The sequence below is a fragment of the Aeromonas sp. QDB63 genome (assembly GCF_027707425.1).
Taxonomy (GTDB): Bacteria; Pseudomonadota; Gammaproteobacteria; order Enterobacterales; family Aeromonadaceae; genus Aeromonas; species Aeromonas caviae.
Genome location: NZ_JAPCIS010000015.1, coordinates 1 through 25,122, shown reverse-complemented (window position 1 = coordinate 25,122; position 25,122 = coordinate 1). Strand labels below are relative to the sequence as shown.

The 25,122-nt window shown below is 61.4% G+C and carries 22 protein-coding genes; 18 read left to right on the top strand and 4 right to left on the bottom strand.

Annotation, left to right across the window (positions count from 1 at the left end; translation table 11 throughout):
• The 17 genes from PG879_RS11545 to tldD all read left to right on the top strand — a co-directional run bounded on the left by PG879_RS11545 (position 1) and on the right by tldD (position 20,655).
• The gene (locus PG879_RS11545) at positions 1-1,221 is read left to right on the top strand and encodes a type II secretion system F family protein (protein WP_103858947.1); all 1,221 of its coding nucleotides are present in this window, start codon (positions 1-3) and stop codon (positions 1,219-1,221) included.
• A gap of 254 nt (positions 1,222-1,475) precedes the next feature.
• Entirely contained in the window at positions 1,476-1,934 is a 459-nt protein-coding gene (locus PG879_RS11540) for a hypothetical protein (protein ID WP_103858948.1), read from the top strand.
• Positions 1,935-2,010: 76 nt separating this feature from the next.
• Positions 2,011-2,670, top strand: coding sequence for a type II secretion system protein (locus PG879_RS11535; RefSeq protein WP_041212210.1), 660 nt, complete (start codon positions 2,011-2,013; stop codon positions 2,668-2,670).
• A 19-nt stretch (positions 2,671-2,689) separates the two neighbouring features.
• Positions 2,690-3,169, top strand: coding sequence for a prepilin-type N-terminal cleavage/methylation domain-containing protein (locus PG879_RS11530; RefSeq protein WP_103858949.1), 480 nt, complete (start codon positions 2,690-2,692; stop codon positions 3,167-3,169).
• Positions 3,170-3,229: 60 nt separating this feature from the next.
• On the top strand, positions 3,230-3,709 hold the full coding sequence (locus tag PG879_RS11525) for a prepilin-type N-terminal cleavage/methylation domain-containing protein (RefSeq protein WP_103858950.1): 480 nt from the start codon (positions 3,230-3,232) through the stop codon (positions 3,707-3,709).
• Positions 3,696-4,262, top strand: coding sequence for a prepilin-type N-terminal cleavage/methylation domain-containing protein (locus PG879_RS11520; RefSeq protein WP_103858951.1), 567 nt, complete (start codon positions 3,696-3,698; stop codon positions 4,260-4,262). Before PG879_RS11525 ends, PG879_RS11520 begins: the two co-directional genes overlap by 14 nt.
• Positions 4,262-5,191 (top strand): PilW family protein, encoded by a 930-nt coding sequence (locus tag PG879_RS11515; protein WP_180907136.1) that lies wholly within the window; start codon positions 4,262-4,264, stop codon positions 5,189-5,191. The genes PG879_RS11520 and PG879_RS11515 overlap by 1 nt, the downstream gene beginning before the upstream one ends.
• Positions 5,192-5,228: 37 nt before the next feature.
• Positions 5,229-5,654, top strand: coding sequence for an MSHA biogenesis protein MshP (locus PG879_RS11510; RefSeq protein WP_373870504.1), 426 nt, complete (start codon positions 5,229-5,231; stop codon positions 5,652-5,654).
• Positions 5,654-9,325, top strand: a complete 3,672-nt coding sequence (locus PG879_RS11505) for a DUF6701 domain-containing protein (RefSeq protein WP_270830217.1) — start codon at positions 5,654-5,656, stop codon at positions 9,323-9,325. The genes PG879_RS11510 and PG879_RS11505 overlap by 1 nt, the downstream gene beginning before the upstream one ends.
• A gap of 204 nt (positions 9,326-9,529) precedes the next feature.
• The gene (locus tag PG879_RS11500; RefSeq protein WP_005308111.1) at positions 9,530-10,570 is read left to right on the top strand and encodes a rod shape-determining protein; all 1,041 of its coding nucleotides are present in this window, start codon (positions 9,530-9,532) and stop codon (positions 10,568-10,570) included.
• Between the two features lie 41 nt (positions 10,571-10,611).
• Complete coding sequence (gene mreC, locus PG879_RS11495; RefSeq protein ID WP_029313545.1) at positions 10,612-11,520, top strand: rod shape-determining protein MreC; 909 nt, start codon at positions 10,612-10,614, stop codon at positions 11,518-11,520.
• Positions 11,520-12,005 carry a rod shape-determining protein MreD gene (mreD, locus tag PG879_RS11490; RefSeq protein ID WP_010672635.1) on the top strand — a complete coding sequence of 162 codons (486 nt, stop codon included), beginning with the start codon at positions 11,520-11,522 and terminating at the stop codon, positions 12,003-12,005. The genes mreC and mreD overlap by 1 nt, the downstream gene beginning before the upstream one ends.
• A gap of 52 nt (positions 12,006-12,057) precedes the next feature.
• A complete protein-coding gene (locus PG879_RS11485) occupies positions 12,058-12,645 on the top strand; it encodes a Maf family protein (RefSeq protein WP_103858562.1) in 588 nt (195 codons plus the stop codon).
• 79 nt (positions 12,646-12,724) lie between these two features.
• The gene (gene rng / locus PG879_RS11480; protein WP_010672637.1) at positions 12,725-14,194 is read left to right on the top strand and encodes a ribonuclease G; all 1,470 of its coding nucleotides are present in this window, start codon (positions 12,725-12,727) and stop codon (positions 14,192-14,194) included.
• On the top strand, positions 14,195-18,097 hold the full coding sequence (locus PG879_RS11475) for a YhdP family protein (RefSeq protein ID WP_270830216.1): 3,903 nt from the start codon (positions 14,195-14,197) through the stop codon (positions 18,095-18,097). It begins immediately after the preceding gene.
• 245 nt (positions 18,098-18,342) lie between these two features.
• Positions 18,343-19,149 carry a carbon-nitrogen hydrolase family protein gene (locus PG879_RS11470; RefSeq protein ID WP_052815368.1) on the top strand — a complete coding sequence of 269 codons (807 nt, stop codon included), beginning with the start codon at positions 18,343-18,345 and terminating at the stop codon, positions 19,147-19,149.
• 57 nt (positions 19,150-19,206) lie between these two features.
• A complete protein-coding gene (tldD, locus tag PG879_RS11465) occupies positions 19,207-20,655 on the top strand; it encodes a metalloprotease TldD (RefSeq protein ID WP_052815347.1) in 1,449 nt (482 codons plus the stop codon).
• Positions 20,656-20,758: 103 nt separating this feature from the next.
• Here the strand turns inward: tldD and PG879_RS11460 are convergent, their stop codons facing one another.
• The 3 genes from PG879_RS11460 to PG879_RS11450 form a co-directional block, all read right to left on the bottom strand.
• Complete coding sequence (locus PG879_RS11460; RefSeq protein ID WP_041212219.1) at positions 20,759-20,962, bottom strand: hypothetical protein; 204 nt, start codon at positions 20,960-20,962, stop codon at positions 20,759-20,761.
• Positions 20,963-21,121: 159 nt separating this feature from the next.
• On the bottom strand, positions 21,122-21,844 hold the full coding sequence (locus PG879_RS11455; RefSeq protein ID WP_052815346.1) for a MarC family NAAT transporter: 723 nt from the start codon (positions 21,842-21,844) through the stop codon (positions 21,122-21,124).
• A gap of 120 nt (positions 21,845-21,964) precedes the next feature.
• A complete protein-coding gene (locus PG879_RS11450; protein WP_039040437.1) occupies positions 21,965-23,281 on the bottom strand; it encodes an MFS transporter in 1,317 nt (438 codons plus the stop codon).
• Positions 23,282-23,435: 154 nt separating this feature from the next.
• Here PG879_RS11450 and PG879_RS11445 point away from each other — a divergent pair, with 154 nt between their 5' ends.
• Positions 23,436-24,113 (top strand): ATP-binding protein, encoded by a 678-nt coding sequence (locus PG879_RS11445; protein WP_052815345.1) that lies wholly within the window; start codon positions 23,436-23,438, stop codon positions 24,111-24,113.
• A 73-nt stretch (positions 24,114-24,186) separates the two neighbouring features.
• Here the strand turns inward: PG879_RS11445 and ypfJ are convergent, their stop codons facing one another.
• Entirely contained in the window at positions 24,187-25,041 is an 855-nt protein-coding gene (gene ypfJ, locus PG879_RS11440) for a KPN_02809 family neutral zinc metallopeptidase (RefSeq protein ID WP_109111810.1), read from the bottom strand.
• Positions 25,042-25,122: the final 81 nt, after the last annotated feature.

Here is a 25,122-nt window from a genome sequence, read left to right as displayed (position 1 = left end):
ATGAACCGTTTTGCCTACAAGGGGCGTGACAGCCAGGGCCAGGCCGTCAGCGGCGTGGTGGAAGCGGTCAGCGAGCTGGCCGCCGCCGAGCAGCTGATGCGCCGCGGGGTGATGCCCACCGAGCTGAAGGCCGGCAAGGTCAGGTCTGCCAGCATCGACTGGTCGCTGCTGCTGGAAGGGAGCGTCAAGCTGGAGGAGCTGGTGGTCTTCAGCCGCCAGATGTATGCCCTGACCCGGGCAGGCATCCCTATCCTGCGCGCCATCGCGGGGCTGGAGGAGAGCGCCCACAGCAAGCCCCTCAAGCGGGCGCTTCACGCCCTGGGGGAGGATCTGGCCAACGGCCGGCCGCTGTCGAGTGCGATGCAGTCGCACCCGAAGGTGTTCAGCAGCCTCTTCGTGGCCATCATCCACGTGGGGGAGAACACGGGTCAGCTGGAGGAGGCCTTCCTGCAGCTCGCCAACTATTTCGATCTGGAGCTGGAGACCCGCAAGCGGATCAAGACCGCCATGCGCTACCCCACCTTCGTGCTGATTGCCATCGCCGTCGCCATGGTGATCCTCAACATCATGGTGATCCCCGTCTTTGCCGGGATGTTTGCCAAGTTCGGGGTGGAGCTGCCGCTGGCGACCCGTATCCTGCTGGCCACCTCCCACTTCTTCGTTCACTACTGGTGGTTGCTGCTCGCCATTCTGGTGGGCGCCGTCGTCGGCTGGCGACGCTGGGTCGCCACCACCAAAGGCAGGTTGGCCTGGCACAGATGGCAGCTGCGGCTGCCCATCGTCGGCTCCATCATAGAGCGCTCCCTGCTTGCCCGTTTTGCCCGCAGCTTCTCCATGATGCTCAAGGCCGGCGTGCCGCTCAACACGGCGCTGACCCTGGTGGCCGATGCGGTGGACAACGCCTGGATGGCGGGGCAGATCCGCGACATGCGGGGCGGCATCGAGCGGGGGGAGAGCCTGCTGCGCACCGCCGGGGCCAGCGGCCTCTTCACCCCTCTGGTGATGCAGATGATCGCGGTGGGGGAGGAGACCGGCCAGGTGGACGAGCTGCTGCACGAAGCGGCCGAGTATTACGAGCGTGAGGTGGATTATGACCTCAAGAGCCTCACCGCCCGCATCGAACCCATCCTCATCGGCATAGTGGCGGTCATGGTACTGGTGCTGGCGCTGGGTATCTTCACTCCCATGTGGGACATGATGAGAGCTGTTCGCGGCCAGTGACAGGGTTCAGCATCTTCACTCCTCTGATGGTGAGACACGATGAGAGCTGTTCGCGGCCAGTGACAGGGTTCAGCATCTTCACTCCTCTGATGGTGGGACACGATGAGAGCTGTTCGCGGCCAGTAACATGGTTCAGCATCTTTACTCCTCTGGTGGTGGGACATGATGAGAGCTGTTCGCGGTCAGTAGGCAGTATCTTCACGGTCATCCGGATGCCGCCCGTGCCGGGCACAGAGAACAGGGTATGAAAGAGCATGAGCAGAGAGTCCGAGCGGGATGAGCACTGGCTGGGGGGATATCGGCGGGTCGTCGTCTTTATCCTGCTGGCGGTCATCGTCACGACCCTGGTCATGAGCTATCGCAATCACAGGGAAGAGGCGTTGGCCATCAGCGCCAGCCTGCTCGGTGAGCAGTTCGCACAGCGGGCCCAGCGCCTGCACGGACGCTGGCTCGACGAGCGGCGTCCGTCGGTGCTCCATGCCGAGGGCACAGCCTGGCAGTTCGATGAGCGGGGCTGGCCTCTGGCGGTGCTGCCGCGCCAGTCGCCATCGGCCGATTGCCGTCAGCTCTGGCTCGCCCTGCTGGGGCACGATGAGGGGCTTTCATCCTGGCAGGCCCTTGCCAGCGAAGGAGGCGACGGGTGTGAATTTGGCCAGGAAGGACACTGGCTGCACTACAGCTTCACCGATGGCCAGGTGGTGGCCCGCCCCTGATTGGGTGCTTCAAGTATTTCATTGACATGATTTTTTTCTATCCGCATGAAATAATGCGGACCATTACGGAGGCAGCATGGCAGCAAAGAGAGTGAGACCCGTTAGGGCGCTTGGCCGGATGGCCGGTTTTTCCCTGATTGAGCTGGTGATCGTCATCGTGATCCTGGGGATCTTGGCCGTCACTGCCTTGCCCCGTTTTCTCGATGTGACCGACGAGGCGAAGAAAGCGAGCGTGGAAGGGGTGTCCGGCGGTTTCGCCACCGGGGTGTCCCTGGTGCGGGCCCAGTGGGAGGCCGAAGGGCGTGCCAGGCAGGATGGGCTCAACACAGTGCTCTATGACGGCTCGCGTTTCTATCTGACCACGCCGACCGACAGTCAGGTCAGCAATGGCGAGCTCTCTCCCGGGTATCCCATGGACACGGCAGCAAGTGGCACGCCCGATGTGGATCCGGCCAGCCTGACGGCGGCCCGCTGCCTCAATATTTGGGAGGGGTTGTTGCAGAATCCTCCCAAGGCTACTGCCCGCTTTGACGAGGTGCGCGGTAGCGGCAATGACCTGAAGTTCTATGCCACGGTGAGCAACAATGGACTGGATTCGGTCTGCCGTTACTATCTGGTCAACAGCCTGAGCAAGGGAAGTGATGGACGTTATCAGGACCCGCAAGGGAGCACGGATGCGTTCATGAGTTTCAGTTATCGCCCGGCCTCCGGCCAGGTGACCACCCATATCAATTGATAAACCGAGGAAAGACGTAATGAAAAAGCAAGCGGGTTTTACCCTGATCGAACTGGTCATCGTGATCATCATTCTGGGCATTCTGGCGGTCACCGCCGCACCCAAGTTCCTGAATCTGCAGGAGAATGCCAAGAAGTCTGCCGCTCAAGGTGTGCAGGCGGCTGTTAGCAGTTCTGCACAGCTGGTTTATAGCAAATCAGCATTGGAAGGCGAAGAGCGCGTTAGTAGTGCTGCGGTGACTGGTTCTGATGGTACATCGATTGATACTGCCTATGGTTATCCAAAGGCGAGTGATGCTGGGATCAGAAATGCAGTAACGATCGATGGCTCCTGGAAGGGGAGTGAGGCTACAACAGGTAGCTCGTATCAGTTCAAAGCTGATAGCGACCTGAAAAAAGATGCAAAGTGTGTTCTTTATACTCAGGCTACAAGTACCGCAACTGCAACTACCATCGTTGGCAAGTTGAGTGCTGATAATGGTACGTGTGTGCAGCCCTAAGACTTTGAATGATGAGCGAGGCTTCGGCCTCGCTTTCTCTTTTCCCTGATGAGAAGTCCCATGCCTGCAACCAAGGGCTTTACCCTGATTGAACTGGTGATCGTGATCCTGTTACTCGGGATTCTGGCCGCCTTTGCCGTGCCCAAATGGCTGGGCAAAGGCGGCTTTGAAACCCATACCCTGCGTGACGAGCTGGTGGCCCGGCTGCGGCTGGTGCAGACCATGAACATGCAGGAAGGGGACGCGCGCTGCACCCAACTGGTGGTAGAGCCGAGCCGCTTCGGTCATCTGACCCTGCTTGGCAGCTGTACCCCCAAGCCCATCTCCGGCTGGAGTGCGGACGAGCAGGCCCGGGGGCGAGTGGTCAAGGCCTCCGGCAGTATCTCCCTGCCTCAGGGCAGCTTTTCTTTCGACAAGCGCAGCGGTCGCCCCGTATCCCCGTCAGCCTGCATCAGTGGTTGTAACCTGATGGTGAGCGATGGTGGGGAGAGCGCCCGGCTGCGCATCGAGCCGGAAGGCTATATCCATGCGATCCCCTAAGGCGCGCCGCGGCTTCACCCTGGTCGAGTTCGTGGTCGGCATCGTGCTGCTGGCCGTCGCCCTGACCGGCATCCTGGGGCTTCTTATCAATCAGGCTCCCCAGGCGGTAGACCCTGTGCAGCAGGTACGCGCTGCCCAGCTGGCCCAGCGCCTCTCCGGCGAGATCTTGCAAAAGTCGTTTGATGAACATTCGGATCATAACGGTGGTCGTTATCGTTGTGGCGAGCAGGTGGCTGGGGTGACCATCTCTTCCTGCTCCACCAGTTATGGCCCTGATGGCGAGCCCGCATCCTATGCCTATAACGATGTGGATGATTTCGATACCGCAGGTAACTGGGTGGATGCCAACACCCTGACTCAGACTGCGACGGGAGTCAGCAGCGAGGAGTATCGCAACTATCAGGTGAAAATTGCGGTGAGCGGAGCCGATTTCAGCGACGGCACCTTCAAGAGTTGTGCCGCACCCTGCTCTGTGGGCAAGCGTATTGATCTGCAGATCAAGCTACCGGATCAGAGCGTGCTCGACTTCTCCTTCTATCGGGGGAACTACTGATGGATCGCTCTGCTGTTGGGGGTTGCCTCTCTACCAGAATATCCGCGCCCCTAGCCAACTCCGGCGCCAGATTAAGCCTGGCGGCCAATCGAACCGACCGCAAACCTCGGGGTAACCGTGGCTTTACTCTGGTCGAGCTGGTGATGGTCATCCTGCTGCTCGGGATTATGGCGACCTTTACCAGCCAGTTTATCGGAATCGGCACCCAGATTTATGGCGATGCCAGTAGCCGTGAACAGTTGATGAGTGATGCCCGTTTCGCCATGGAGCGACTTAACCGCGAACTGCGTGATGCGGTGCCGGGCTCGGAGCGGATCGAGACGACTGGCGGGACATGGGACGACACCGGTGCCTGTTTGCGGTTCTGGCCCATCAGCACCTCGAGCCGCTATCTGGCACTTAACCGCGCCATGTCGGGGAGCACGGCCACCCTTGAGCTGGTGATGGCGACCCCGGCTTCTGCTGCCAATCCGCTGGATGTGGATGCCGCCGCCGTCAAAAAAGATGATCAGCTGATCGTCTTTCCCGTGCCGGACAAAAAAGTCGGTTCGCTCACGGCAGGCTGCGATTATGGCCGCTGCGTAGCCAAGGTCACGGATGTGCTGACGCCCGTATCCGGAGCGCAAACCATCCGCTATACCAGCACCGAGAGTCTGACGGGCCTCTCTCCAGGCAGCCGTGTCTACTTTGCCAACCAGCAGGTTCGCTACTGTGTGGAAGGAAACACGCTGACCCGTGCCACTGCCCCCATTGGTGCATCCTTACCTGCACAGGGCGTGTTGATGGCGGATTCCCTTCGTATTGGCACCTTCTATCGGGAAACCTCGGCGTTTAACGCCGAAGGGGAGTTTGGTATGCGCTTTGTGTTCGAACGCAAGGGGGAGTCGGTCACCTTCAACCACAAGATAGAGGTGTTCAATGTACCCTGATCCACAGGCTTTCGGACGGATGCGAGGCAGCGCCTTGATGATCGCCCTGTTTGTGATTGTGGTGATGGCACTGCTGGCGGCTGCCATGGGCCGTTTTCTGGTCGATAGCGGCGAGAAAAATACTGTGGAGGTGCGCAGCGTGCGTGCCCTGCTGGCCGCCCAGAGCGGGTTGGAAGTAGCACTCTATCGATTGTTCCCCAAGCGCACGCTTGCCCAACCGACTCCCCCAGCGGTCTGCCTGGCAAGCAGCCCACTGAGCTTTGCCAGCAATCCAGGGCTGAGCAACTGTCTGGCTGTGGTTCGTTGCGCCACGGTGCCGGTGACTTATAACGGGTCTGTGACCAATGGCTATCGTCTCGAGAGTGTCGGAACCTGTGGCAGCTCCGACCTTAACAGTGCCAACCCTGATTTTGCCGTGAGCCGAACCCTGATGGTCGAAGCTTATGATGGAGGAACTCCCTGATGCGCAATTTATTTCTGATCATTTGCTTATACATCATGGTTTCACCAGTTTGGGCTGCAATTGATTGCAACAGCATTTTCCCCGGACCAATTCAAAGCTATTCGAATACCGGTGAGCTTTATATGCAAAACAATGCAAAGGTCGAAAATTATAACAGTCTTGATGTGTGCTTTAAATCGGTAAAAGGATATGAGTGGGAAATGAATCCTCAGGCCTGTGGTGCTGGTAAATGTGAAATAACAAAAAAACCAAGTTTATCAAGAACACAGCCGACTTTGCTTGTAAGCTCTGATGCAAAAAATTATAAGATAGCTCCTGAAACTGTGCCTGATGTAGTACTTGGAAATACTGTCGGTTATGGAAAGTCGGCAGGGGCAGGTCGGTGGGATCTAGGTAGTGTCACTCTTAATAAAGGTTCCATGAGTGTTTCAGATACATATTCAACCTATGTTATTAAAGGTATGACTTTATATGAGAACTCAACGGTAACATTAAAAGCTGGAAAGTCATACATTATAGACGGTGACCTCTATATAAATTCTGGCTCGGTTTTTATCGCGGGTGTAGAGGCAACTACGTTATACATTAATGGTCGTTTGACTATTGAAAACGCATCAATGTTGTCTGGGTTAACCTCTCTTGATGTATATGTAAAAGAAAATATTATATTGAAAGGAGATGCCCAAGCACAAGGAAGCTATTATGTTGCAGGAGGTGCGGTGTTGCAGGAGCAAGTTGTATTAACTGGGCGTCTTAGTGCAAAAAATGTTACAATGCAAAGTAGTAGTAAAGTTATATATGATGATGGTCAGCCAAAACTGCAATGCTTCAATGATAATTTTGATTCATCATCACTCAAACCAGAATGGGTGGTAAAAACCAGTAAAGGGTCATTTTCCCCCTCAATTAAAGAGGGGCGTTTGCGTTTAACTGAAAATAAGAATGACCAAGCTACCTCATTGACTTACCTTAAGTTATTTCCTGCTGCTAATAACTTGGTGACGGTAGAGTTCGATCATTCCGCTTATGGTGGCACTGGTGCAGATGGTATTGCCATGGTGTTGTCAGACGCCAAGATAACCCCTCAACCGGGGGCATTTGGTGGACCGCTGGGGTATGGCCATAAAGGCAGTGCTGCACCCGGATTCGCAGGTGGCTGGTTGGGTGTCGGCATTGACGAATTTGGTAACTTTTCTGCAGAAGGCGGTAGTAATAATCAACCTCGCCGAAATAATTCAATTGCTATTCGAGGTTCTGGCTCTGCTACAACTGGATATCGCTATCTTTATGGTTCACCGACCTTGAACCCGTCGATCCACAATGGCAATAATTACCCTAATCCCCCCCATCGCTACCGTTTGACTGTAGATTCCCGTTTGGGAAATAAAACCATGGTGTCAATTGATCGAAATACTGGTGCTGGTTATGCAGCAGTGCCTGGGATACCTACATTTGATGCTACCGCTAATGATTTAGGTCAGTCACCTATACCAGAAAACTTTTACCTTTCGTTCACCGGCTCAACAGGTGGCTCAAACAATATACATGATATTGATAACGTAAAAATATGTGCATTGAAAGTGAATCCGGTCGGGGTTCAAGTACATCATTTCGAATTCGCTCATTCAGGGCAGGCAATCACCTGCCAGCCTGAAGAGATCACAATTAAAGCTTGTGCCAATGAGGATTGTTCACAACTAATGTCGGGTACTGTTACGGCAGCGCTCACTCCTAACCCCTTTACGAATGGTGGTTGGTCGTCAGGTAGTGGTTTAAATAACGTGAATAATGGTGTTGTCACTATAACTGGCGGCACCACTAAGGTGATGCTAAGTAATTATTCGGCCAGTTCCATCACTATGGGCGTGTCCAGCTCGACTCCGCCACTGCGGCCGCAGAGTGATACCTTATGTCGGTCCGGTTCATTGGGGCCTGCTAAACAATATTGCACGCTCCCGTTTGCCGATGCTGCACTGCGTTTCAATGTCCCCACCTTCTATGCCGGTACCTCGGGAGTCACCTCGATCCGCGCCATCAAATCAAACGATGTGGGGGCGACCAAGGTATGCGTGCCCTTACTGACAGGTGATCAGACTCTCCAATTTACCTCGAGCAAGGTCGTCTCTGAGAGCAGCACTGCCGTGCCGACGGTCAATAGCACCACGCTCGCGCCATCAGGAAACGTTAAGGTTGCGTTTAACAGTGATGGGGTGGGTCAACTGACCGTACAGTACCCGGATGCGGGGGTGTTGCGACTGGATGCTACTTTCCAGAAGAATGATGTCACCGGCACCCTTAAGCTGACCGGTAGTGATACGGTTGCTGTGATTCCTAAAGCGATCGCACTCCAGGCACAAGGACAAAGTGGCTGCTCGGGCAGTAACGACAACACATATGCAGCATGCCCTGTCTATCGCAAAGCGGGCGAGTCCTTTACTCTGCAAGCGCGTGCCCTCAATGAGCAGGATCAGCTAACCCCTGGCTTTGCGACCAGCAATAAGGCGATCTCTTGGGCGCTGTTAGCGCCGGCAGCTGGCGGCACCGGAACATTTTCGCCGACAGCGATCACGTTGGCGAGCGGGGTAGCAAACGTGACGGCGAATTGGTCTGAGGTCGGGGTGATCCGGTTAGGCGTCAGCAACTTTGTGCCTTATCCCGCTTATCAGGATGAATTACCCCAACTTGAGACTGTGTTGCGATGGAGCGTACCCATCGGTCGTTTTGTCCCTTGGGATTACAGTTTGAGTAATGGCTTTATCACGCCTGCCTGCAATGCCTTTACATACATGAGCCAGCCCTTTGCCAGCGGTTTTGTCCTCACTGCACGCAATCTGCAGAAAGGGACGACAGAGAACTATAAGGGGGCGTTCGCTAAAGGGGTTGCTGAGATGGTGGCGGCTAATGCTCTGGATGGGGTTGCTCGTGACAAGCGTATTACACTATCTCCCTCGCTCAGCTGGGCAAGTGGCGTCGCCAGTATAAATCAGCAGTCGCCTTTGGGGCTGAATACCCGCTTTGATCGTGCTGCGAGTCCAGAAGCACCGTTTGCCACGTTGAGCTTTGGTATCAAAGTCGATGATCAGGATGGCGGTACTACGCTGTTGGCGAATCCGAATATGAATGCGGGTGTAGCAGGGGATTGTTCCAAATCGGGGCAAGGGTGTAATGCGGTGCTGCTGGGTACTCAAAAGCTGTTGTACGGCCGCCTGCAGGCTGGTACGGCGGCTGGCCTGGCCTCGGCGCCGCTGGCCATTCCACTGCAGATGCAATATTACGAAGCGGGCAACTGGCTGAAAAACAAGGAAGATCAATGTACCCAGCTCTCTTTGGCCAATCAGGGGTTCACTTTCCTCAATCCAAGTCAAACCTTTGATGCGGCGACTCGCGAGCTGAATCTGGGGGCGGGTCGCAAGATCAAGCTGGGGTTGGGTAGTTCGGCACCGGGTGGGGATGCTGCACTGGCGAAAGACGGGGAGATCCTGTTCCACTTTGCCAAGCCGGACATCTCGGTGCGCATTCCCTACAAGGTCGATTTGGCAAAACAGCCGTCGCAGCCCCTCTGGTTGTCTGACCCAACGAGTGGCAATGACGGCAACCTGCAAGGTGAGGCCATTTTCGGCTCCAGCCGGGGTAATGACAGAGTTATTTATCGGCGCGAAGTATTGCATTGAATGATGTGAAAGGGGGGCTGGCTCAACAGCATCCCCCTAAATCCTTGTTTATTAGTGTTTGCAAGCGTGTCCGAGTGAGTGATGACTCGCATTTTTGTCGCGCCTGATTGATTGGCGACAGTTTGAGCGCTTGCCCATTGGGGTGGGCATTGGTAAAGTTAGCCGGTTTTCTGCACCTCCAAATTCTTAGGATTTCCCGTAGCCATGTTCAAAAAGCTCAGAGGCGTCTTTTCCAACGATCTGTCGATCGACTTGGGAACTGCCAACACCCTGATCTATGTAAAAGATCAAGGGATCGTCCTTAACGAACCCTCAGTTGTCGCCATTCGCCAAGAGCGCGGGAACGCCAAATCGGTCGCTGCTGTCGGTCATGCCGCCAAGCAGATGCTGGGTCGTACCCCGGGTAACATCTCCGCCATTCGCCCGATGAAAGACGGCGTGATCGCCGATTTCTACGTGACCGAGAAGATGCTGCAGCACTTCATCAAACAGGTTCACGACAACAACTATTTCCGCCCCAGCCCGCGCGTGCTGGTGTGCGTGCCCTGCGGCTCCACCCAGGTGGAACGTCGCGCCATCAAGGAATCCGCGCTGGGCGCCGGCGCCCGCGAGGTTTACCTGATCGATGAACCCATGGCTGCCGCCATCGGTGCCGGCCTGCCGGTCTCCGAAGCGACCGGTTCCATGGTGGTGGACATCGGTGGCGGTACCACCGAAGTGGCCATCATCTCCCTGAACGGCGTGGTCTACTCCCAGTCCGTCCGTATCGGTGGCGACAAGTTCGACGAAGCCATCATCAGCTACGTGCGTCGCAACTACGGCAGCCTGATCGGGGAAGCCACCGCCGAGCGCATCAAGCACGAGATCGGCTCCGCCTATCCGGGCGAAGAGGTGCGCGAGATCGAAGTGCGCGGTCGCAACCTGGCCGAGGGTGTGCCCCGCAGCTTCACCCTGAACTCCAACGAGATCCTGGAAGCGCTGCAAGAGCCGCTCTCCGGCATCGTCTCCGCCGTCATGGTGGCCCTGGAGCAATCCCCGCCCGAGCTGGCGTCCGACATTTCCGAGCGCGGCATGGTGCTGACCGGTGGTGGTGCCCTGCTCAAGGACATCGACCGTCTGCTGATGGAAGAGACCGGCATCCCGGTCGTCGTGGCTGAAGATCCCCTCACCTGTGTCGCCCGTGGCGGTGGCAAGGCGCTGGAGCTGATCGATATGCACGGTGGCGATCTGTTCCACTACGAATAAGACCCAAAGCCGGCCGAGCGCCGGCTCTTTTTTGACGACTCATGAAACCCATCTTCGGTAGAGGCCCTTCGCTTCAGTTACGGTTGTTTCTCGCCGTCATCATCTCCGTCGCTGCCATCGTCGCGGATTCCCGCTTCGGTGTGTTCAGCCATGTCCGCGTTTATCTGAGCTCCCTGGTGAGCCCGCTGCAATACATCGCCAACGCCCCCGGCACCCTGCTCGACACCATGTCGACCCAGGTGCAGACCCGCGCCGATCTCATCGAGCAGACCAAGCAGCAGGAGCAGCAACTGTTCACCCTGCGCTCTCGCCTGCTCAAGATGGATCAGCTGGAGCACGAGAACCAGCGTCTGCGCGAGCTGCTGGGGTCGCCGGTACACAAGGAGTCCCGCAAGATGGTGGCCGAGCTGCTGTCGGTGGATTCCGACCCCTTCAGCCATCAGGTGCTGATCAACAAGGGGGCGCTGGATGGCGTCTACAACGGCCAGCCGGTGATCAACGATCAGGGGGTGGTCGGTCAGGTGCTCCACGTGGGCTCCACCACCAGTCGCGTCCTGCTCATCACCGACTCCAGCCACGGCATCCCGGTGCGGGTGCTGCGCAACGACTTGCGCGCCATCGCCTCCGGCAGCGGCGAGCTGGACAAGCTGGAGCTGCGCAACCTGCCCCGCAACACCGACGTCCAGGTCGGCGATCTGCTGGTCACCTCGGGCCTGGGCGGCCGCTTCCCGGAAGGTTATCCGGTGGCGACCGTGACCCGCTCCGACTACGTGGAGGGCAAGCCCTTCGCCCAGATCGAGGCCAAGCCGCTGGTGGCGCTGGACCGTCTGCGCTACCTGCTGCTGCTGTGGACCGACAAGAAACCGGAAGTACACGACAAGGATGCTCTTGAGCCTGCGGCGAGCGCCTCGGCGGCCACGGCAACCTCGGCGGCGGGGGCGACGCGCTGATGCTGCAACCCGCCAGCGGCAGGATCTGGATCTGGTGTTCGATCCTGCTGGCCCTGTGCCTCTCCATCCTGCCGCTTCCCTTTCAATTCGAACCCTTCCGTCCGGACTGGCTCGCCATGGTGCTCATCTACTGGGCGCTGGCGCTGCCGCACCGGACCAACGTCGGCACCGCCTGGGTGGCGGGCCTGCTGCTGGACGTGCTGCTCGGCAGCACCCTCGGCGTGCGGGCCATGGCCATGGCCATCACCACCTACCTGGCGGCATTCCAGTTCCAGAAGATCCGCAACTTCTCCCTCTGGCAGCAGGCGCTGATCATCGGTCTGCTCTCCCTGGTGGGGAAGATCACCGTGTTCTGGGCGGAGCATCTGTTCAGCCGGGCCAGCCTCAACTTCGCCTACTTTTGGTCGACGTTGACGACGATGTTAATATGGCCCTGGATTTTTATGGTCTTGCGCAAGGTGCGGCGTCGCTTCAATATCAAGTGAATGTGAATAAAAACAACGCATTGTAACTGCGCATCGTCTCATTGAGTGAAGTATGAACAAGCACAACGAACTGCAACTCTATCTCGCCTCGGGCTCCCCCCGCCGGCACGAGCTTCTGACCCGCCTGGGCTACCGTTTCGAGGTCCTCAAGCTGGATGTGCCGGAGCTGCGCAACGACGGTGAGAAGCCCCAGGATTACGTCTGCCGGCTCGCCCGCGACAAGGCCATGGCCGGCGTGGCCGCGGCGCCCACGGCGCTGCCCGTGCTGGGGGCGGACACCATAGTGGTGCTGGGGGAGCGGGTGCTGGAGAAGCCCTCCGACCTGCTGGACGCCAAGGACATGCTGGAGGCGCTCTCCGGACGGGTGCACCAGGTGATGACGGCGGTGGCCCTGGCCACCCCGGATCGCTGCGACGTGCGCCTGGTCACCACCAACGTGGCGTTTCGCAAGCTGGACGAGTCCGAGATCGAGGCCTACTGGCGCACCGGCGAGCCGTGCGACAAGGCCGGCGCCTACGCCATCCAGGGCATTGCCGGCAAGTTCGTCAGTCGCCTCGAGGGGAGCTACAGTGCCGTGGTCGGCCTGCCCCTGCTGGAGACGGACCTGTTGATCAAGCAGCACCTCGAGCAGACCCGGTAATCCTCCCGTCAGCGGTGCGCTGCTGAGTTACCCGTTGTTCGTCGTGCCAGAATTCAAAACTAGAAAGGCAAGGTAACTTATGTCGGTAGAACTGCTGGTGAACGTCACCCCCTCCGAGACCCGGGTCGCCCTGGTCGAGAACGGCCTGCTGCAGGAAGTGCACGTGGAGCGCCAGGCCAAGCGCGGCATAGTGGGCAACATCTACAAGGGCAAGATCAGCCGGGTGCTGCCCGGCATGCAGGCCGCCTTCGTCGACATCGGCATGGACAAGGCCGCCTTCCTGCACGCCTCCGACATCGTCCCCCATACCGAGTGCGTGGCGATCAAGGAGAAGGAACAGTTCCAGGCCGGCAACATCGCCGAGCTGGTGCGCCAGGGGCAGGACATCATGGTGCAGGTGGTGAAAGATCCGCTGGGCACCAAGGGGGCCCGCCTCACCACCGACATCACCCTGCCTTCCCGCTACCTGGTCTTCATGCCGGGGAGTGCGCATGTGGGGGTTTCCCAGCGCATCGAGTCCGAGGCGGAGCGCGAGCGCCTCAAGCGCACCGTGGCCGGCTATGTGGACGAGCTCGGTGGCTACATCATCCGCACCGCCGCCGAGGGGGTGGGGGAGCAGGAGCTGGAGCAGGACGCCGCCTTCTTGAAGCGCCTGTGGCGCAAGATCCTCGAGCGCAAGCAGAAGTACCCCCCCTGCAAGATCCTCTATGAGGATCCCAGCCTGGCGTTCAGGGTGGTGCGTGACTTCGTCGGTGCCGAGCTCGACAAGATCCGGGTCGACTCGCGCCAGAGCTTCGATCAGCTCAAGCGCTTCACCGAGGAGTACGTGCCCGAGCTGGCCAACAAGCTGGAGTACTACACCGGCGAGTCGCCGATCTTCGATCTCTACGACGTGGAGAACGAGATCCAGCGGGCCCTGGAGCGCAAGGTGGAGCTCAAATCCGGCGGCTACCTCATCATCGACCAGACCGAAGCCATGACCACGGTGGACATCAACACCGGAGCCTTCGTCGGCCATCGCAATCTGGAAGAGACCATCTTCAACACCAACGTCGAGGCCACCGCCGCCATCGCCCGTCACCTGCGCCTGCGCAACCTCGGCGGCATCATCATCATCGACTTCATCGACATGCAGTCCGAGGATCACCGTCGCCGGGTGCTGCACAGCCTGGAGCTGGCGCTGGCCAAGGACAGGGCCAAGACCAACGTCAACGGTTTCTCCCAGCTCGGGCTGGTGGAGATGACCCGCAAGCGCACCCGGGAGAGCCTGGAGCACGTGCTCTGCGCCGAGTGCCCCGAGTGCAAGGGGCGCGGCCGGGTCAAGACGGTGGAGTCGGTCTGCTTCGAGATCCTGCGGGAGATCATCCGGGTCAACCGCGCCTACGACGCGGATCAGTTCACCGTCTATGCGGCTCCTTCGGTGGCCGATTACCTGCGGGGGGAGGAGTCCCACAGTCTGGCGGAGCTGGAAGTCTTCATCGGCAAGCAGGTCAGGGTGGTCTCCGAGCCGCTCTGTGGGCAGGAACAGTTCGATGTGGTGATGATGTAATTGGTCTATCGCTGGCTGAGTCGGGGCTGGTTGGCCCTCGGAGTCTTCTTCGTGCTGCTGGCCGTTCTGGTCAGCGTGGTACGACTGGGCGGCCCTTTGCTCAACCAGCACCGGGCGGCCGTGATAGGGACCCTGCTCGGAGAGAGTCAGCTCGAGGTGAGCGTGGATCACGTCGGGCTGGAGTGGACTCCCCGCGGCCCGGCCATCGGGCTGGAAGGACTGGCCATCGCCCCCGATTCGGGGCGTTTCTCCCTGCGCCTTGGCAAGGTGTGGGCCCACCTCGACTTCTGGCGCTCCCTCAACGAACTCAGACCGGTGTTTGGCCAGCTGATCCTGAGCGACGGCAACATCGCGCTGGACATGACCCAGCCCGCCACCCCCGTCAGCGGGAAGAGCGCGAACCAGCAGGAGGCCCTGCTGCGCTTCCTGCTGACCCAGCTCTCCACCTTCGACATTCACGACACTCGCCTGAGCCTCACCACGGCACTGGGGGAGGTGCGCGCCCTCGACATCGCCCAGTTGCGCTGGCAGAACCGCGGCAAGCGTCATCAGGGGGTCGGCAAGGCCTATCTCATCAACGGGGTGGGGGAGAGCACCCTGGACCTCATCATCGATGTGGATGCTCCCGAGGTGCGGCTCGACCGCCTCAAGGGCCAGCTCTATCTGGGGGCCAGCGAGCTGGACATCAGCCCCATGCTGGCCCGGATCCACGCCGGCGCGCCACCGGTGAGCGGCCAGCTCGACTTCCAGCTCTGGAGCGAGTTCGAGAAGGGCAGGCTCGGCAACTCCCTGCTGGCCTTTGGCAACAACCACCTGATCTGGAAAGACGAGATCAAGGGGGAGCCGCACCGCCTCGACCTGCAGGGGGGCAAGATCCAGCTGCGTCGGGACGGCGAGGCGTGGCAGCTCGCCAGCCACGACGTCATCTTCAAGCTCGATGGCGCCACCTGGCTACACAGCCGCCTGCAGCTCGAGCGCATCGGCTCGCGCATCCAGGGCTATGTGCCCGCCATCGATCTCGACCAGATTGCCAACTTGAGCCAGCTGGTCTCCGGCCTCTATCCCGAGCTGACCGAGACCCTCAAGCGCACCCGGCCAAGGGGCCAGTTGCAGGAGCTGGTCCTGCAGGCCGACGGGGACTGGCAGGGGCTCTCTTTGCAGGGGCAACTGCGCGGCTTCGAGACCCGGGCCTGGCACGATGTACCCGGTCTGCAAAAGCTGGACGGCGACTTCTGGCTGACCCCGAACGGGGGACGCGCCCGCCTGACCCTGGGCAAAGGCAAGGTGGATCCGGCCCGCCACTTCAAGGAACCCATCCCGGTGGACAGCCTGAGTGCGGCCCTCGACTGGTGGCGGGCGCCCCAAGGCTGGGTGCTCTATGGCCAGGACATTGCCCTGGACAACCCGGATCTGCGCCTCGCCAGCCGGTTTCGCCTCGAGCTGTTCGAGCACCCCTTCCTCGCCCTGACCGGGCGCATCGACGTCAAGAACGCGGCCCATGCGGATCGCTACTACCCCCTGGCGGTGATGGATGAGGGGCTGGTGAGCTACCTGAGCGGCGCCATCAAGGGGGGCAAGGCCAAGGGTGCAGACTTGCTCTGGTACGGCGAATTCCGTGACTTCCCCTACGACAACGGCAAGGGCGTCTTCCAGGTGGCGGTGCCGCTGCAACAGGCCACCTACGAGTTTTTCCCGGGCTGGCAGCCGCTGACCGACCTGCAGATCGATCTGCTGTTCCAGAACGCCAGCCTCGACATGAACAGCCGCGCCACCCAGCTCGGCAAGGCCAGCTCCGACTCGGTGCACGCCTGGATCCCGGACCTCTATCCGGGGGCTCACCTCTACGTGGATGCCAAGGTTGAGGGCGAGGGCAAGGCCATCAGCGACTATTTGCAGGACTCGCCGCTGGGGGGATCCGTCGGTCAGGCGCTGCGGGAGGTGGAGATCCGCGGCCCCATGAAGGGCACGGTGAAGCTCGACATACCGCTGGATGGCGAGGGGGAGGTCAAGGCCAGCGGGGAAGCCAGCTTCAAGGACAACAAGGTGAGGATCGCCTCCCTGGATCTGCCCCTCGACGGGGTCGCAGGGACGCTCGAGTATGACAACGAGCAGACGCGCATTCACAACCTCAAGGCCAGCCTGTGGAACCAGCCGCTGACCCTGGATTATCAGGGGCGGCAACTGCCCCACGGCTATCAGGCCGACCTCAAGTTCCAGGGGCAGTGGGACAGCCGCCGCCAGCGCCGGGACATACCGGCCCTCGAGATGCTCCAGGGGCGCAGCAACTGGTCGGGTACCCTGGGGCTGACCCTGCCCGAGAACAAGGCGTTCAGTTTCCAGCTGGCGCTGGACTCCAACCTGCAGGGCATGGGGCTGGATCTGCCTGTGCCCCTGACCAAGGCAGCGGGTGCCCGGCTGCCCCTCAAGGTGACGGCCCGTGGGCGGGATGGCAGCGCCGACATCCGCGCCGTGCTGGGGGCGGACATCGACATGCAGAGCCGCCTGGTGTACGGCGACGGCGTGCCCTACCTCAGCCGGGTGCGGGTCAACATCGGCCAGCCCGGGGCGCGGGTGATGCAGGACAAGCCCATGCTGCTCGCCATCAACCAGCAGCAGGCGGACGTGGCCGGCTGGCTGGCCCGTCTCAAGCAGTGGCTGCCGGCCAAGGCGCAGGCGACGCAGGGCAATGCGGTGGTGGGCCCCGCGTTCTTGCCCCAGGAGTGGTGGGTGGATGGCCAGCTGGCCCGTGCCGACATCGGCAGCGCCAGCCTCAAGGCGGTGCACTTCACCCTGGGGCCGGTGAACCAGGCCACCGAGGTGATGATCGACAGCCCCGACGTGATGGGGGTGGTGCGGGTGCCGGTGGCCGACGGACGTCCCATCGATGCCAAGTTTGCCCGTATCTACTGGTCCGGCAAGGGGACCGATCTCAGCCCGGATCCCGATGAGCGCCAGGACAGGGCCATCATGGACGCCATTCCCTGGCTCACCTTCAGTTGCGTGGATTGCCGCTTCGGCGAGCTGCCCCTGGGTGAGGTGCAGGGGGAACTGCTGCCCGGGGCCAACCGGCTGGATCTCAAGGGGCTGGAGATGCGCCTGGCGGGCAGCACCCTGCGCGGCAGCGCCGAGTGGCTGGCCCGTGGCAGCCAGATGCAGACCCGTGCCAGGGTGAACCTCGAGACCCGCAACAGCGAGCTGCTGCTCAAGCGGCTCGGCTACACCTCGCCCATCGGGGATGCCCCGGGCAAGCTGGCGCTGGATCTGAACTGGCGTGACGTGCCCTACCGCCTGAGCCTGCCGACTCTGGCGGGCAGCGCCGACTACCAACTGGAGGGAGGGACCCTGCGGGAGGTCAACGACAAGGGGGCCCGGCTGCTCTCCCTGCTGAGCCTCGACTCCCTGATGCGCAAGCTGCGCCTCGATTTTCGCGACGTCTTCGACAAGGGCTTCTATTTCGAGTCCATGTCCGCCTCCGCCAAGGTCCATCAGGGGGTGGTGGAGAACAACGACTTCTACATGAAGGGGGCCGCGGGCAACCTGCGGGGCAAGGGTATCGCGGATCTGGTGCGCTGGCGGCTCGACTTTGATCTGAGCTTCTCCCCGAACCTGGGGGGCACCCTGCCCGTGGTAGCGGCCTTCTCCCTGACTCCCATCACCGGGCTCTATGTGCTGGCCCTCTCCAAGCTGCTGGAGCCCGTGGTGGACGTGGTGACCCGCATCGATTTTCGGGTCTCCGGCCCGCTGGACGCCCCCAGGCTGGTGGAGGCGGGGCGGGATCGCGCCCGCATCAAGCTCAACCAGCACCAGAAGGATGCGGTGGATGCGGTGGCGCCCGGCCTGCCCGCCAAGGAGGTCACCCCCTTCCTGCTCGATCCCAAGCATCAGGGCTCGGGTCAGCGCTGAGGGCATACACCGGGCTGGGGGACTTTCCCCCGGCCGCCAAACCCCTCATAGTGCGGATATTGCCCCGCGAGCCGAGAAGGCCTTCTGTCACCGGTCACCGGCTCGCCCAACAGATGAGTGCGGATATTGCCCTGCGAGCCGAGAAGGCCTTGTGTCACCGGCTCGCCCAACAGAAGAGTGCGGATATTGCCCTGCGAGCCGAGGAGGCCTTCTGCCACCGGCTCGCCCAACAGAAGGAGCGCGTCATGTGGCTAGCCGCCATGCAGTTGATTTCGGGTCGTACCTGGCAGGATAACCGGGAGCGGATCGCCGCCGAGCTGGCGAGTCTGCCCGGGGAGCGCCCCTTGCTGGTGCTGCTGCCGGAAAACTTCGCCCTCTTTGGCGAGCGGCAGGGGTATCTGGACGGGGCAGAGCCATTGGGAAATGGCCCAATCCAGCAGCAACTCTCTGATTGGGCCAAATCCCACGGCATCTGGCTGGTGGCCGGGGCCATGCCCACCGCCATCGCCGGTGCCGACCACATCCACACCAGCACCCTGGTGTTCAATCCCGACGGCGAGCTCAAGGGGCATTACCACAAGATCCACCTGTTCGACGTGGACGTGGCGGACAATCACGGCCGCTACCGGGAGTCGGAGACCTTCAGCCCGGGTGATCAGCCTGTGCTGGTGGACTCCCCCTTTGGTCCCCTCGGCCTTTCTATCTGTTATGATCTGCGCTTTCCCGAGCTGTACCGCCAGTTGGCCCGGGCCGGTGCCCGGGTGCTGCTGGTGCCTGCCGCCTTTACCGCCGTCACCGGCGAGGCGCACTGGGAGCCCCTGCTGCGGGCCCGTGCCATCGAGAACCAGTGCTACGTGGTGGCCGCCAACCAGGGGGGCACCCACGAGACAGGGCGTCAGACCTGGGGCCACAGCATGGTGATCGACCCCTGGGGCCGGGTGCTGGCCTGTCGGGCGTCGGGGCAGGGCACTGTGCTGGCGCCGCTGGATGGGGCCCTGGTCGATGAATTGAAACGCACCATGCCGGTGCTGCAACACGCCCGCCTGTTGTGAGCCCGCGGCCGTGGATTTAACCGTTACGACATCTCGCATGAGAGTGGAGAGAAAGATTTGAGTCTATTGAGCCAGGTTAGTGCCTCCCTGTTGGCCCCGAACGATCTCGACGAAGGGCGGCTGCAACAGCTGCTCGGCAGCCTGATGAGCCATCAGGTGGAGTTCGGCGACCTCTATTTCCAGCGCAGCTGGCACGAGTCCTGGATGCTGGAGGACGGCATCGTCAAGGATGGCAGCTACAACATCGATCAGGGGGTGGGGGTGCGCGCCGTCAGCGGCGAGAAGACCGGTTTCGCCTACTCGGACGAGCTGAGCCTGCTGGCGCTGCAACAGTCGGTGACTGCCGCTCGCGGCATCGCCGCCGCCGGTGCTCACGGCAAGGTAAAAGCATGGGCTCGCACCGAAGCAAACCTGCTCTACCCGGCGCTGGATCCCCTGCAGACCCTCGACAAGCAGCAGAAAATTGCCCTGCTGGAGCAGATGGACAAGTTCGCCAGAAGCCTGGATCCCGCCATCAATCAGGTGATGGCCTCCATCAGCGGGGTCTATGAAGAGATCCTGGTGGCCGCCACCGATGGCACCCTGGCCGCCGACGTGCGTCCGCTGGTGCGCCTCTCGGTGACCGTCATCGCCGAGAAGGGGGATCGCCGTGAGCGCGGCAGCGCGGGGGGCGGTGGCCGCTTCGGTTACGACCATTTCCTTGAGCTGGACGGGCTCGAGAGCCGGGCGTTTGGCTATGTGCGCGAAGCGGTGCGCCAGGCACTGGTCAACCTGGAGGCCATCGACGCCCCGGCCGGCACCATGCCGGTGGTGCTCGGTGCCGGCTGGCCCGGTGTGCTGCTGCACGAGGCGGTGGGTCACGGTCTGGAAGGGGACTTCAACCGCAAGGGCTCCTCCGCCTTTGCCGGGCGCATCGGCGAGCAGGTGGCTTCCAAACACTGCACCATCGTCGATGACGGCACCCTGCCGGGTCGGCGCGGCTCCGTCTCCATCGACGACGAGGGGACGCCGGGGGGCTACAACGTGCTGATCGAGAACGGCATCCTCAAGGGTTACCTGCAGGACAAGCAGAACGCCCGTCTGATGGGGGTGTCGCTCACCGGCAACGGCCGCCGCGAATCCTACGCCGCCCTGCCGATGCCGCGCATGACCAACACCTACATGCTGGCGGGTCAGTACGATCCAGCGGAGATCATCGCCTCGGTGAAGAAGGGCATTTATGCCCCCAACTTCGGTGGCGGCCAGGTGGACATCACCTCCGGCAAGTTCGTCTTCTCCGCCTCCGAGGCCTACCTCATCGAGGATGGCAGGATCACCGCGCCCATCAAGGGGGCGACCCTGATCGGCAACGGCCCCGAGGCGATGAGCCAGGTTTCCATGGTGGGCCGTGATCTCGCGCTGGATCGCGGGGTCGGGGTCTGCGGCAAGGAGGGGCAGAGCGTGCCGGTCGGCGTTGGCCAGCCCACCCTCAAGCTGGATCAGCTCACCGTGGGCGGTACCCAGTAAGGTCATACACCTTTGTAAACCCCGGCCCGGCGCCGGGGTTTTTATTGGAAGGCGCAAGCAATAAAAAGCCCCGGCAGGCGCCGGGGCTGGGAAAGGGGTCGGGTCAGTTGACCGAAATGGCGCGGGCGTCGATGAAGAAGCGGGCGTGGCCGTGGTCATCCACCCTTATCTGGGCGAGCAGGCGATCCTTTCGCTTGAACTCCCATCCTGTCTTGATCCGGGTCAGCGCGGGGCTGGCGGCACCGACCACGTTCAGATACTCATGAAACAGGCTGTAGCTTCCAATCTCGGTCAGCATCTTTTCCATTTGCATATCTCCTCAAGTGATGGGGTCAGCACATGCCACGCTAGCGGCAACCTTCTGAACCCTGCCTGTACAAAAACCAGACTACCCCATCAAGATGAAGGCAATATGATCAGGCGCAAGATCAGGAGGGATTTGCACGAAAAATGACACCGTTTTCAATCAGGGCTCGCGCGGCACGGCGAGATGATCGAGGGCGGTAGATCCGGCATGGGTCGGCAAGGCGGCAGCGGGTTGTTCCATCACCTGGCCATGGAAGACGGGATCCTGCGCCACCTCCTTGACGCCGTTGATGCAGAACTGCATACCCATGCACACCAGCAGGAAACCCATGATGCGGGTCATGGCGTCGATGCCGGTGGCTCCCAGGATCTTGCACACGGGATCTGCCAGCTTGAGCACACCCCAGCTGATCAGGCTCATCAGGGCGAAGGCGGTGACCATGGCGGCATAGATGACGACGCGATCGGCCTCGGCCGGCAGCTCGGCGATCTGGGCCGCGCCGCTGATCACCAGCGCCATGGTGCCGGGTCCGCACATGCTGGGCATGGTCAGGGGCACGAAGGCGATATTCTGGTTGGCCTCGACCCCGGCAGACTGGTTTGGCGAGGGGAACAGCATGCGAAAGCCGATGAAGGCGATGATGAGGCCACCGGCCAGGCGCAGGCCGGGAATGGAGATCCCGAACAGATCCAGGATGGAGGATCCGATGAAGAAGCTGACGCACAGGGTGGCGAACAGATAGAGGGCGGCCATGTTGATCTGGCGGCGAATGTGCTCGCGGGACATGCCCTTGCTCAATCCCAGCAGCAGGGTGGCCGTGGTGGGCGGGTTGACCATGGGCAGCAGGGCCAGCAAGGCGAGAAAGACGACCTGGAAGAACATAGTGGACCTCGGGCAGATGGACGGATTGGGGTGAGCTGGCAGGTCCGCAGCGGACCGCCACCCGGTCGATGATATCCGCAAAGAACAAGCCCCGACAGTGCGGGGCTTGCTTGGGAAGGATCAGGCGGCCTGCGGGGTGGCCTGGCGTTGGCCGCGCTGGCGCAGCCAGAGCCAGATGCCGAGCACGAAACCGAGGGCGGCCAGGCTGACCACATAGTGGGAGGGGGCCAGCACGTCCTCCTTCATCCAGAGGGTGACCAGCATGGGGGTGAGACCGCCGAAGATGGCGTAGGCCACGTTGTAGGAGAACGACAGCCCGGAGAAGCGCACCACCGGCGGGAAGGCATTGACCATGACGTAGGGCACGGCGCCGACGATCCCCACCGCAAAGCCCGCCAGCATGTAGAGGGGCACCAGCTGATCCGTGCCGGCTGCCAGGCTGTGGTAGAAGGTATAAGTGGCGCCGGCCAGCAGCAGGGAGCCCAGGATGAAGGTAGGACCGCTGCCGATGGCATCGATCAGGCGACCATAGACGATGCAGCCCAGGGTGAGGGCGACGATGGCCAGGGAGTTGGCGGTCAGGGCATCGGCCGGGCTGATGCCGTGGACCTTCTGCAGATAGGTCGGGGTCATCAGGATCACCACTACTATGCCGGCGGAGAGCAGCCAGGTCAGCAGCATGGAGACGACGACGCTGCCCTTGTGTTCACGCAGCACCGTCTTGAGGGGCAGCTCCTCGGCCAGGGACTTGTTGGCCTGCATCTCGGCGAAGACCGGAGTCTCGTGCAGCCAGCGGCGCAGGTACATGGCGACGATGCCGAACACGCCGCCGAGCACGAAGGCCAGACGCCAGCCCCAGTCGCTCACATCGCCCGGGCTCATGCCACGGTTGATGGCGGTCGCCACCAGGGAGCCGAGCAGGATGCCGGCCGTCAACCCCGCGGTGAGGGTGCCGCAGGCGACACCGACCCGGCGGGCGGGCACATGTTCGGCCACGAAGACCCAGGCACCGGGGACTTCCCCGCCGATGGCGGCCCCTTGCAGGATCCGCAGCAGCAGCAACAGCAGGGGGGCGGCGATGCCGAGCACGGCGTAGGTGGGCAGCAGGCCGATCAGCAAGGTCGGCAAGGCCATCAGGATGATGCTGAGGGTGAACATCCGCTTGCGGCCGATGAGATCGCCAAAGTGGGCCATGATTATGCCCCCCAGGGGGCGGGCCAGGTAGCCGGCGGCGAAGATGCCGAAGGTCTGGAACTGGCGCAGCCACTCGGGAATGTCGGCCGGGAAGAAGAGCTCGCCGATGACCACGGCGAAGAAGACGAAGATGATGAAGTCGTAGAATTCGAGGGCGCCGCCCAGCGCCGCCAGGCTCAGGGTCTTGTAATCCTGTCGATTGAGGGGGCGACCGTGGTCGTGCGATGTGCTGACTTTACTCATATCCTTATGTTTCCCATCGTTTTTTTAGTTATTCTCCCCGGTGTGCTGCGGGGATACGCTCACCCACGAGGGTATGCTTTTGTGTCCCGCAATGTAAATCGCACAATTCGCAACACTGTCTTGCAGCACGGTGCGGCAAGAAGCTGGAGAGATCATGACGAAGAAAAAGGTACTGCTCTCCTGGAGCAGCGGAAAAGACAGCGCCTGGGCCTTGCATCGCCTGCGCCAGGATCCGGCCATCGAGGTGGTGGGGCTGTTCACCACACTCAACCAGGCGTTCGAGCGGGTGGCCATGCACGGGGTGCGCAAGCAGTTGCTGTTGGCACAGGCTGAGTGCGTGGGCTTGCCGCTGACCACCATCGACCTGCCCTGGCCCTGCAGCAACGAGGAGTATGGGCGCATCATGACGGGCTTCATCGCCGATGTGCAGGTCAAGGACATTTACCACATGGCGTTCGGGGATCTCTTTCTTGAGGATGTGCGCGCCTATCGGGAGCGGCAACTGGCGGGGACCGGCATCACGCCGCTCTTCCCGCTCTGGGGCAGCGACACGACCGAGCTGGCGCAGGCGATGATCGACGCCGGGCTCAAGGCCAGGGTCTGCACCCTGGATCCGGGCAAGCTGGACGCCGGGTTAGGTGGTCATGAATTCGGTCCGGCCTTCCTGGCTGCCCTGCCCGCCGGGGTGGATCCCTGCGGCGAGAACGGGGAATTTCACACCCTGGCCTGGGACGGCCCCATGTTCCTGCATCCCCTGCCCATCCGGGTGGGGGAAACGGTGCTGCGGGACGGCTTCGTCTTCACCGATCTGCTGGCGGAGGATCCCGAATGAGGGAAGACCCCCTCGGGTGAGAAAGGAAAGGGGCCGGCTCCGTGAGGAATCGGCCCCTTTGCGTTTGCCCCCTTCAGCGGGCGGCGAAGGTGTCGCAACTGGCGGGCTTGCCGCTGTCAAAACCGCGTTTGAACCAGGTGAGGCGCTGGGCCGAGGTGCCGTGGGTGAAGCTGTCAGGAACGACCCGGCCCTGACCCTGCTGCTGCAACCTGTCGTCGCCGATGGCCTGGGCGGCGTTGAGCGCCTCTTCCAGATCGCCGCGCTCCAGCACCTGCTCTTTTTCCATGTAGTGGCCCCAGACCCCGGCGAAGCAGTCCGCCTGGAGTTCGAGCTTGACCGACAACCGGTTCTGGGCGACCTGGCTCAGCCCCTGTTGCTGCTGGCGCACCTTGGTGGAGATACCGAGCAGGTTCTGCACGTGGTGGCCCACCTCATGGGCGATCACATAGCCCTGGGCGAAGTCGCCGTCGGCCCCCAGCTTGTCGCGCATGTCCTGATAGAAGGAGAGATCGATGTAGACGGTACTGTCGGCCGGACAGTAGAAGGGCCCCATCACCGACTGCCCCTGGCCGCAGCCGGTGCGGGTCGCACCGCGATAGAGCACCAGTCTGGGGGCCTGATAGTGGTTGCCGCTTTGCTGGAACATCTCGCCCCAGGCGTCCTCCGTGGAGGCGAGCATCACCGAGGTGAAGCGGGCGAGGGGATCGTTGGCAGCCTGGGACGAGTTCTGACGCTGGGGCTGGCTCTGCGGGGCCGGATCCTGCAGCAGGGGGCCGAGGTCCACGCCGTAGTACCCCGCCACCATGACCACCACCAGCAGGATCAGGCGCCCCTTGCCACCGATGGGCAGGCCGCCGCCCCCGTTGCCGCCGCCTTGCTGGCGTCGGTCTTCCACATTGTTGCTCTCACGGCGATCTTGCCAGCGCATATCCCCATCTTAAATGCGAAAGGGGACTCCCTCCGACGTAGGTGGGAGGGGAATTTCGCCGGGGCGTCAGCCCCGCTGGTT

Excerpts from the sequence above, each read along its gene's own strand:
- PG879_RS11545 (WP_103858947.1), top strand. The coding sequence starts at position 1 with ATGAACCGTTTTGCCTACAAGGGGCGTGACAGCCAGGGCCAGGCCGTC.
- PG879_RS11540 (WP_103858948.1), top strand. The coding sequence starts at position 1,476 with ATGAGCAGAGAGTCCGAGCGGGATGAGCACTGGCTGGGGGGATATCGG.
- PG879_RS11535 (WP_041212210.1), top strand. The coding sequence starts at position 2,011 with ATGGCAGCAAAGAGAGTGAGACCCGTTAGGGCGCTTGGCCGGATGGCC.
- PG879_RS11530 (WP_103858949.1), top strand. The coding sequence starts at position 2,690 with ATGAAAAAGCAAGCGGGTTTTACCCTGATCGAACTGGTCATCGTGATC.
- PG879_RS11525 (WP_103858950.1), top strand. The coding sequence starts at position 3,230 with ATGCCTGCAACCAAGGGCTTTACCCTGATTGAACTGGTGATCGTGATC.
- PG879_RS11520 (WP_103858951.1), top strand. The coding sequence starts at position 3,696 with ATGCGATCCCCTAAGGCGCGCCGCGGCTTCACCCTGGTCGAGTTCGTG.
- PG879_RS11515 (WP_180907136.1), top strand. The coding sequence starts at position 4,262 with ATGGATCGCTCTGCTGTTGGGGGTTGCCTCTCTACCAGAATATCCGCG.
- PG879_RS11510 (WP_373870504.1), top strand. The coding sequence starts at position 5,229 with ATGATCGCCCTGTTTGTGATTGTGGTGATGGCACTGCTGGCGGCTGCC.
- PG879_RS11505 (WP_270830217.1), top strand. The coding sequence starts at position 5,654 with ATGCGCAATTTATTTCTGATCATTTGCTTATACATCATGGTTTCACCA.
- PG879_RS11500 (WP_005308111.1), top strand. The coding sequence starts at position 9,530 with ATGTTCAAAAAGCTCAGAGGCGTCTTTTCCAACGATCTGTCGATCGAC.
- mreC (WP_029313545.1), top strand. The coding sequence starts at position 10,612 with ATGAAACCCATCTTCGGTAGAGGCCCTTCGCTTCAGTTACGGTTGTTT.
- mreD (WP_010672635.1), top strand. The coding sequence starts at position 11,520 with ATGCTGCAACCCGCCAGCGGCAGGATCTGGATCTGGTGTTCGATCCTG.
- PG879_RS11485 (WP_103858562.1), top strand. The coding sequence starts at position 12,058 with ATGAACAAGCACAACGAACTGCAACTCTATCTCGCCTCGGGCTCCCCC.
- rng (WP_010672637.1), top strand. The coding sequence starts at position 12,725 with ATGTCGGTAGAACTGCTGGTGAACGTCACCCCCTCCGAGACCCGGGTC.
- PG879_RS11470 (WP_052815368.1), top strand. The coding sequence starts at position 18,343 with ATGTGGCTAGCCGCCATGCAGTTGATTTCGGGTCGTACCTGGCAGGAT.
- PG879_RS11460 (WP_041212219.1), bottom strand. The coding sequence starts at position 20,962 with ATGGAAAAGATGCTGACCGAGATTGGAAGCTACAGCCTGTTTCATGAG.
- PG879_RS11455 (WP_052815346.1), bottom strand. The coding sequence starts at position 21,844 with ATGTTCTTCCAGGTCGTCTTTCTCGCCTTGCTGGCCCTGCTGCCCATG.
- PG879_RS11450 (WP_039040437.1), bottom strand. The coding sequence starts at position 23,281 with ATGAGTAAAGTCAGCACATCGCACGACCACGGTCGCCCCCTCAATCGA.
- PG879_RS11445 (WP_052815345.1), top strand. The coding sequence starts at position 23,436 with ATGACGAAGAAAAAGGTACTGCTCTCCTGGAGCAGCGGAAAAGACAGC.
- ypfJ (WP_109111810.1), bottom strand. The coding sequence starts at position 25,041 with ATGCGCTGGCAAGATCGCCGTGAGAGCAACAATGTGGAAGACCGACGC.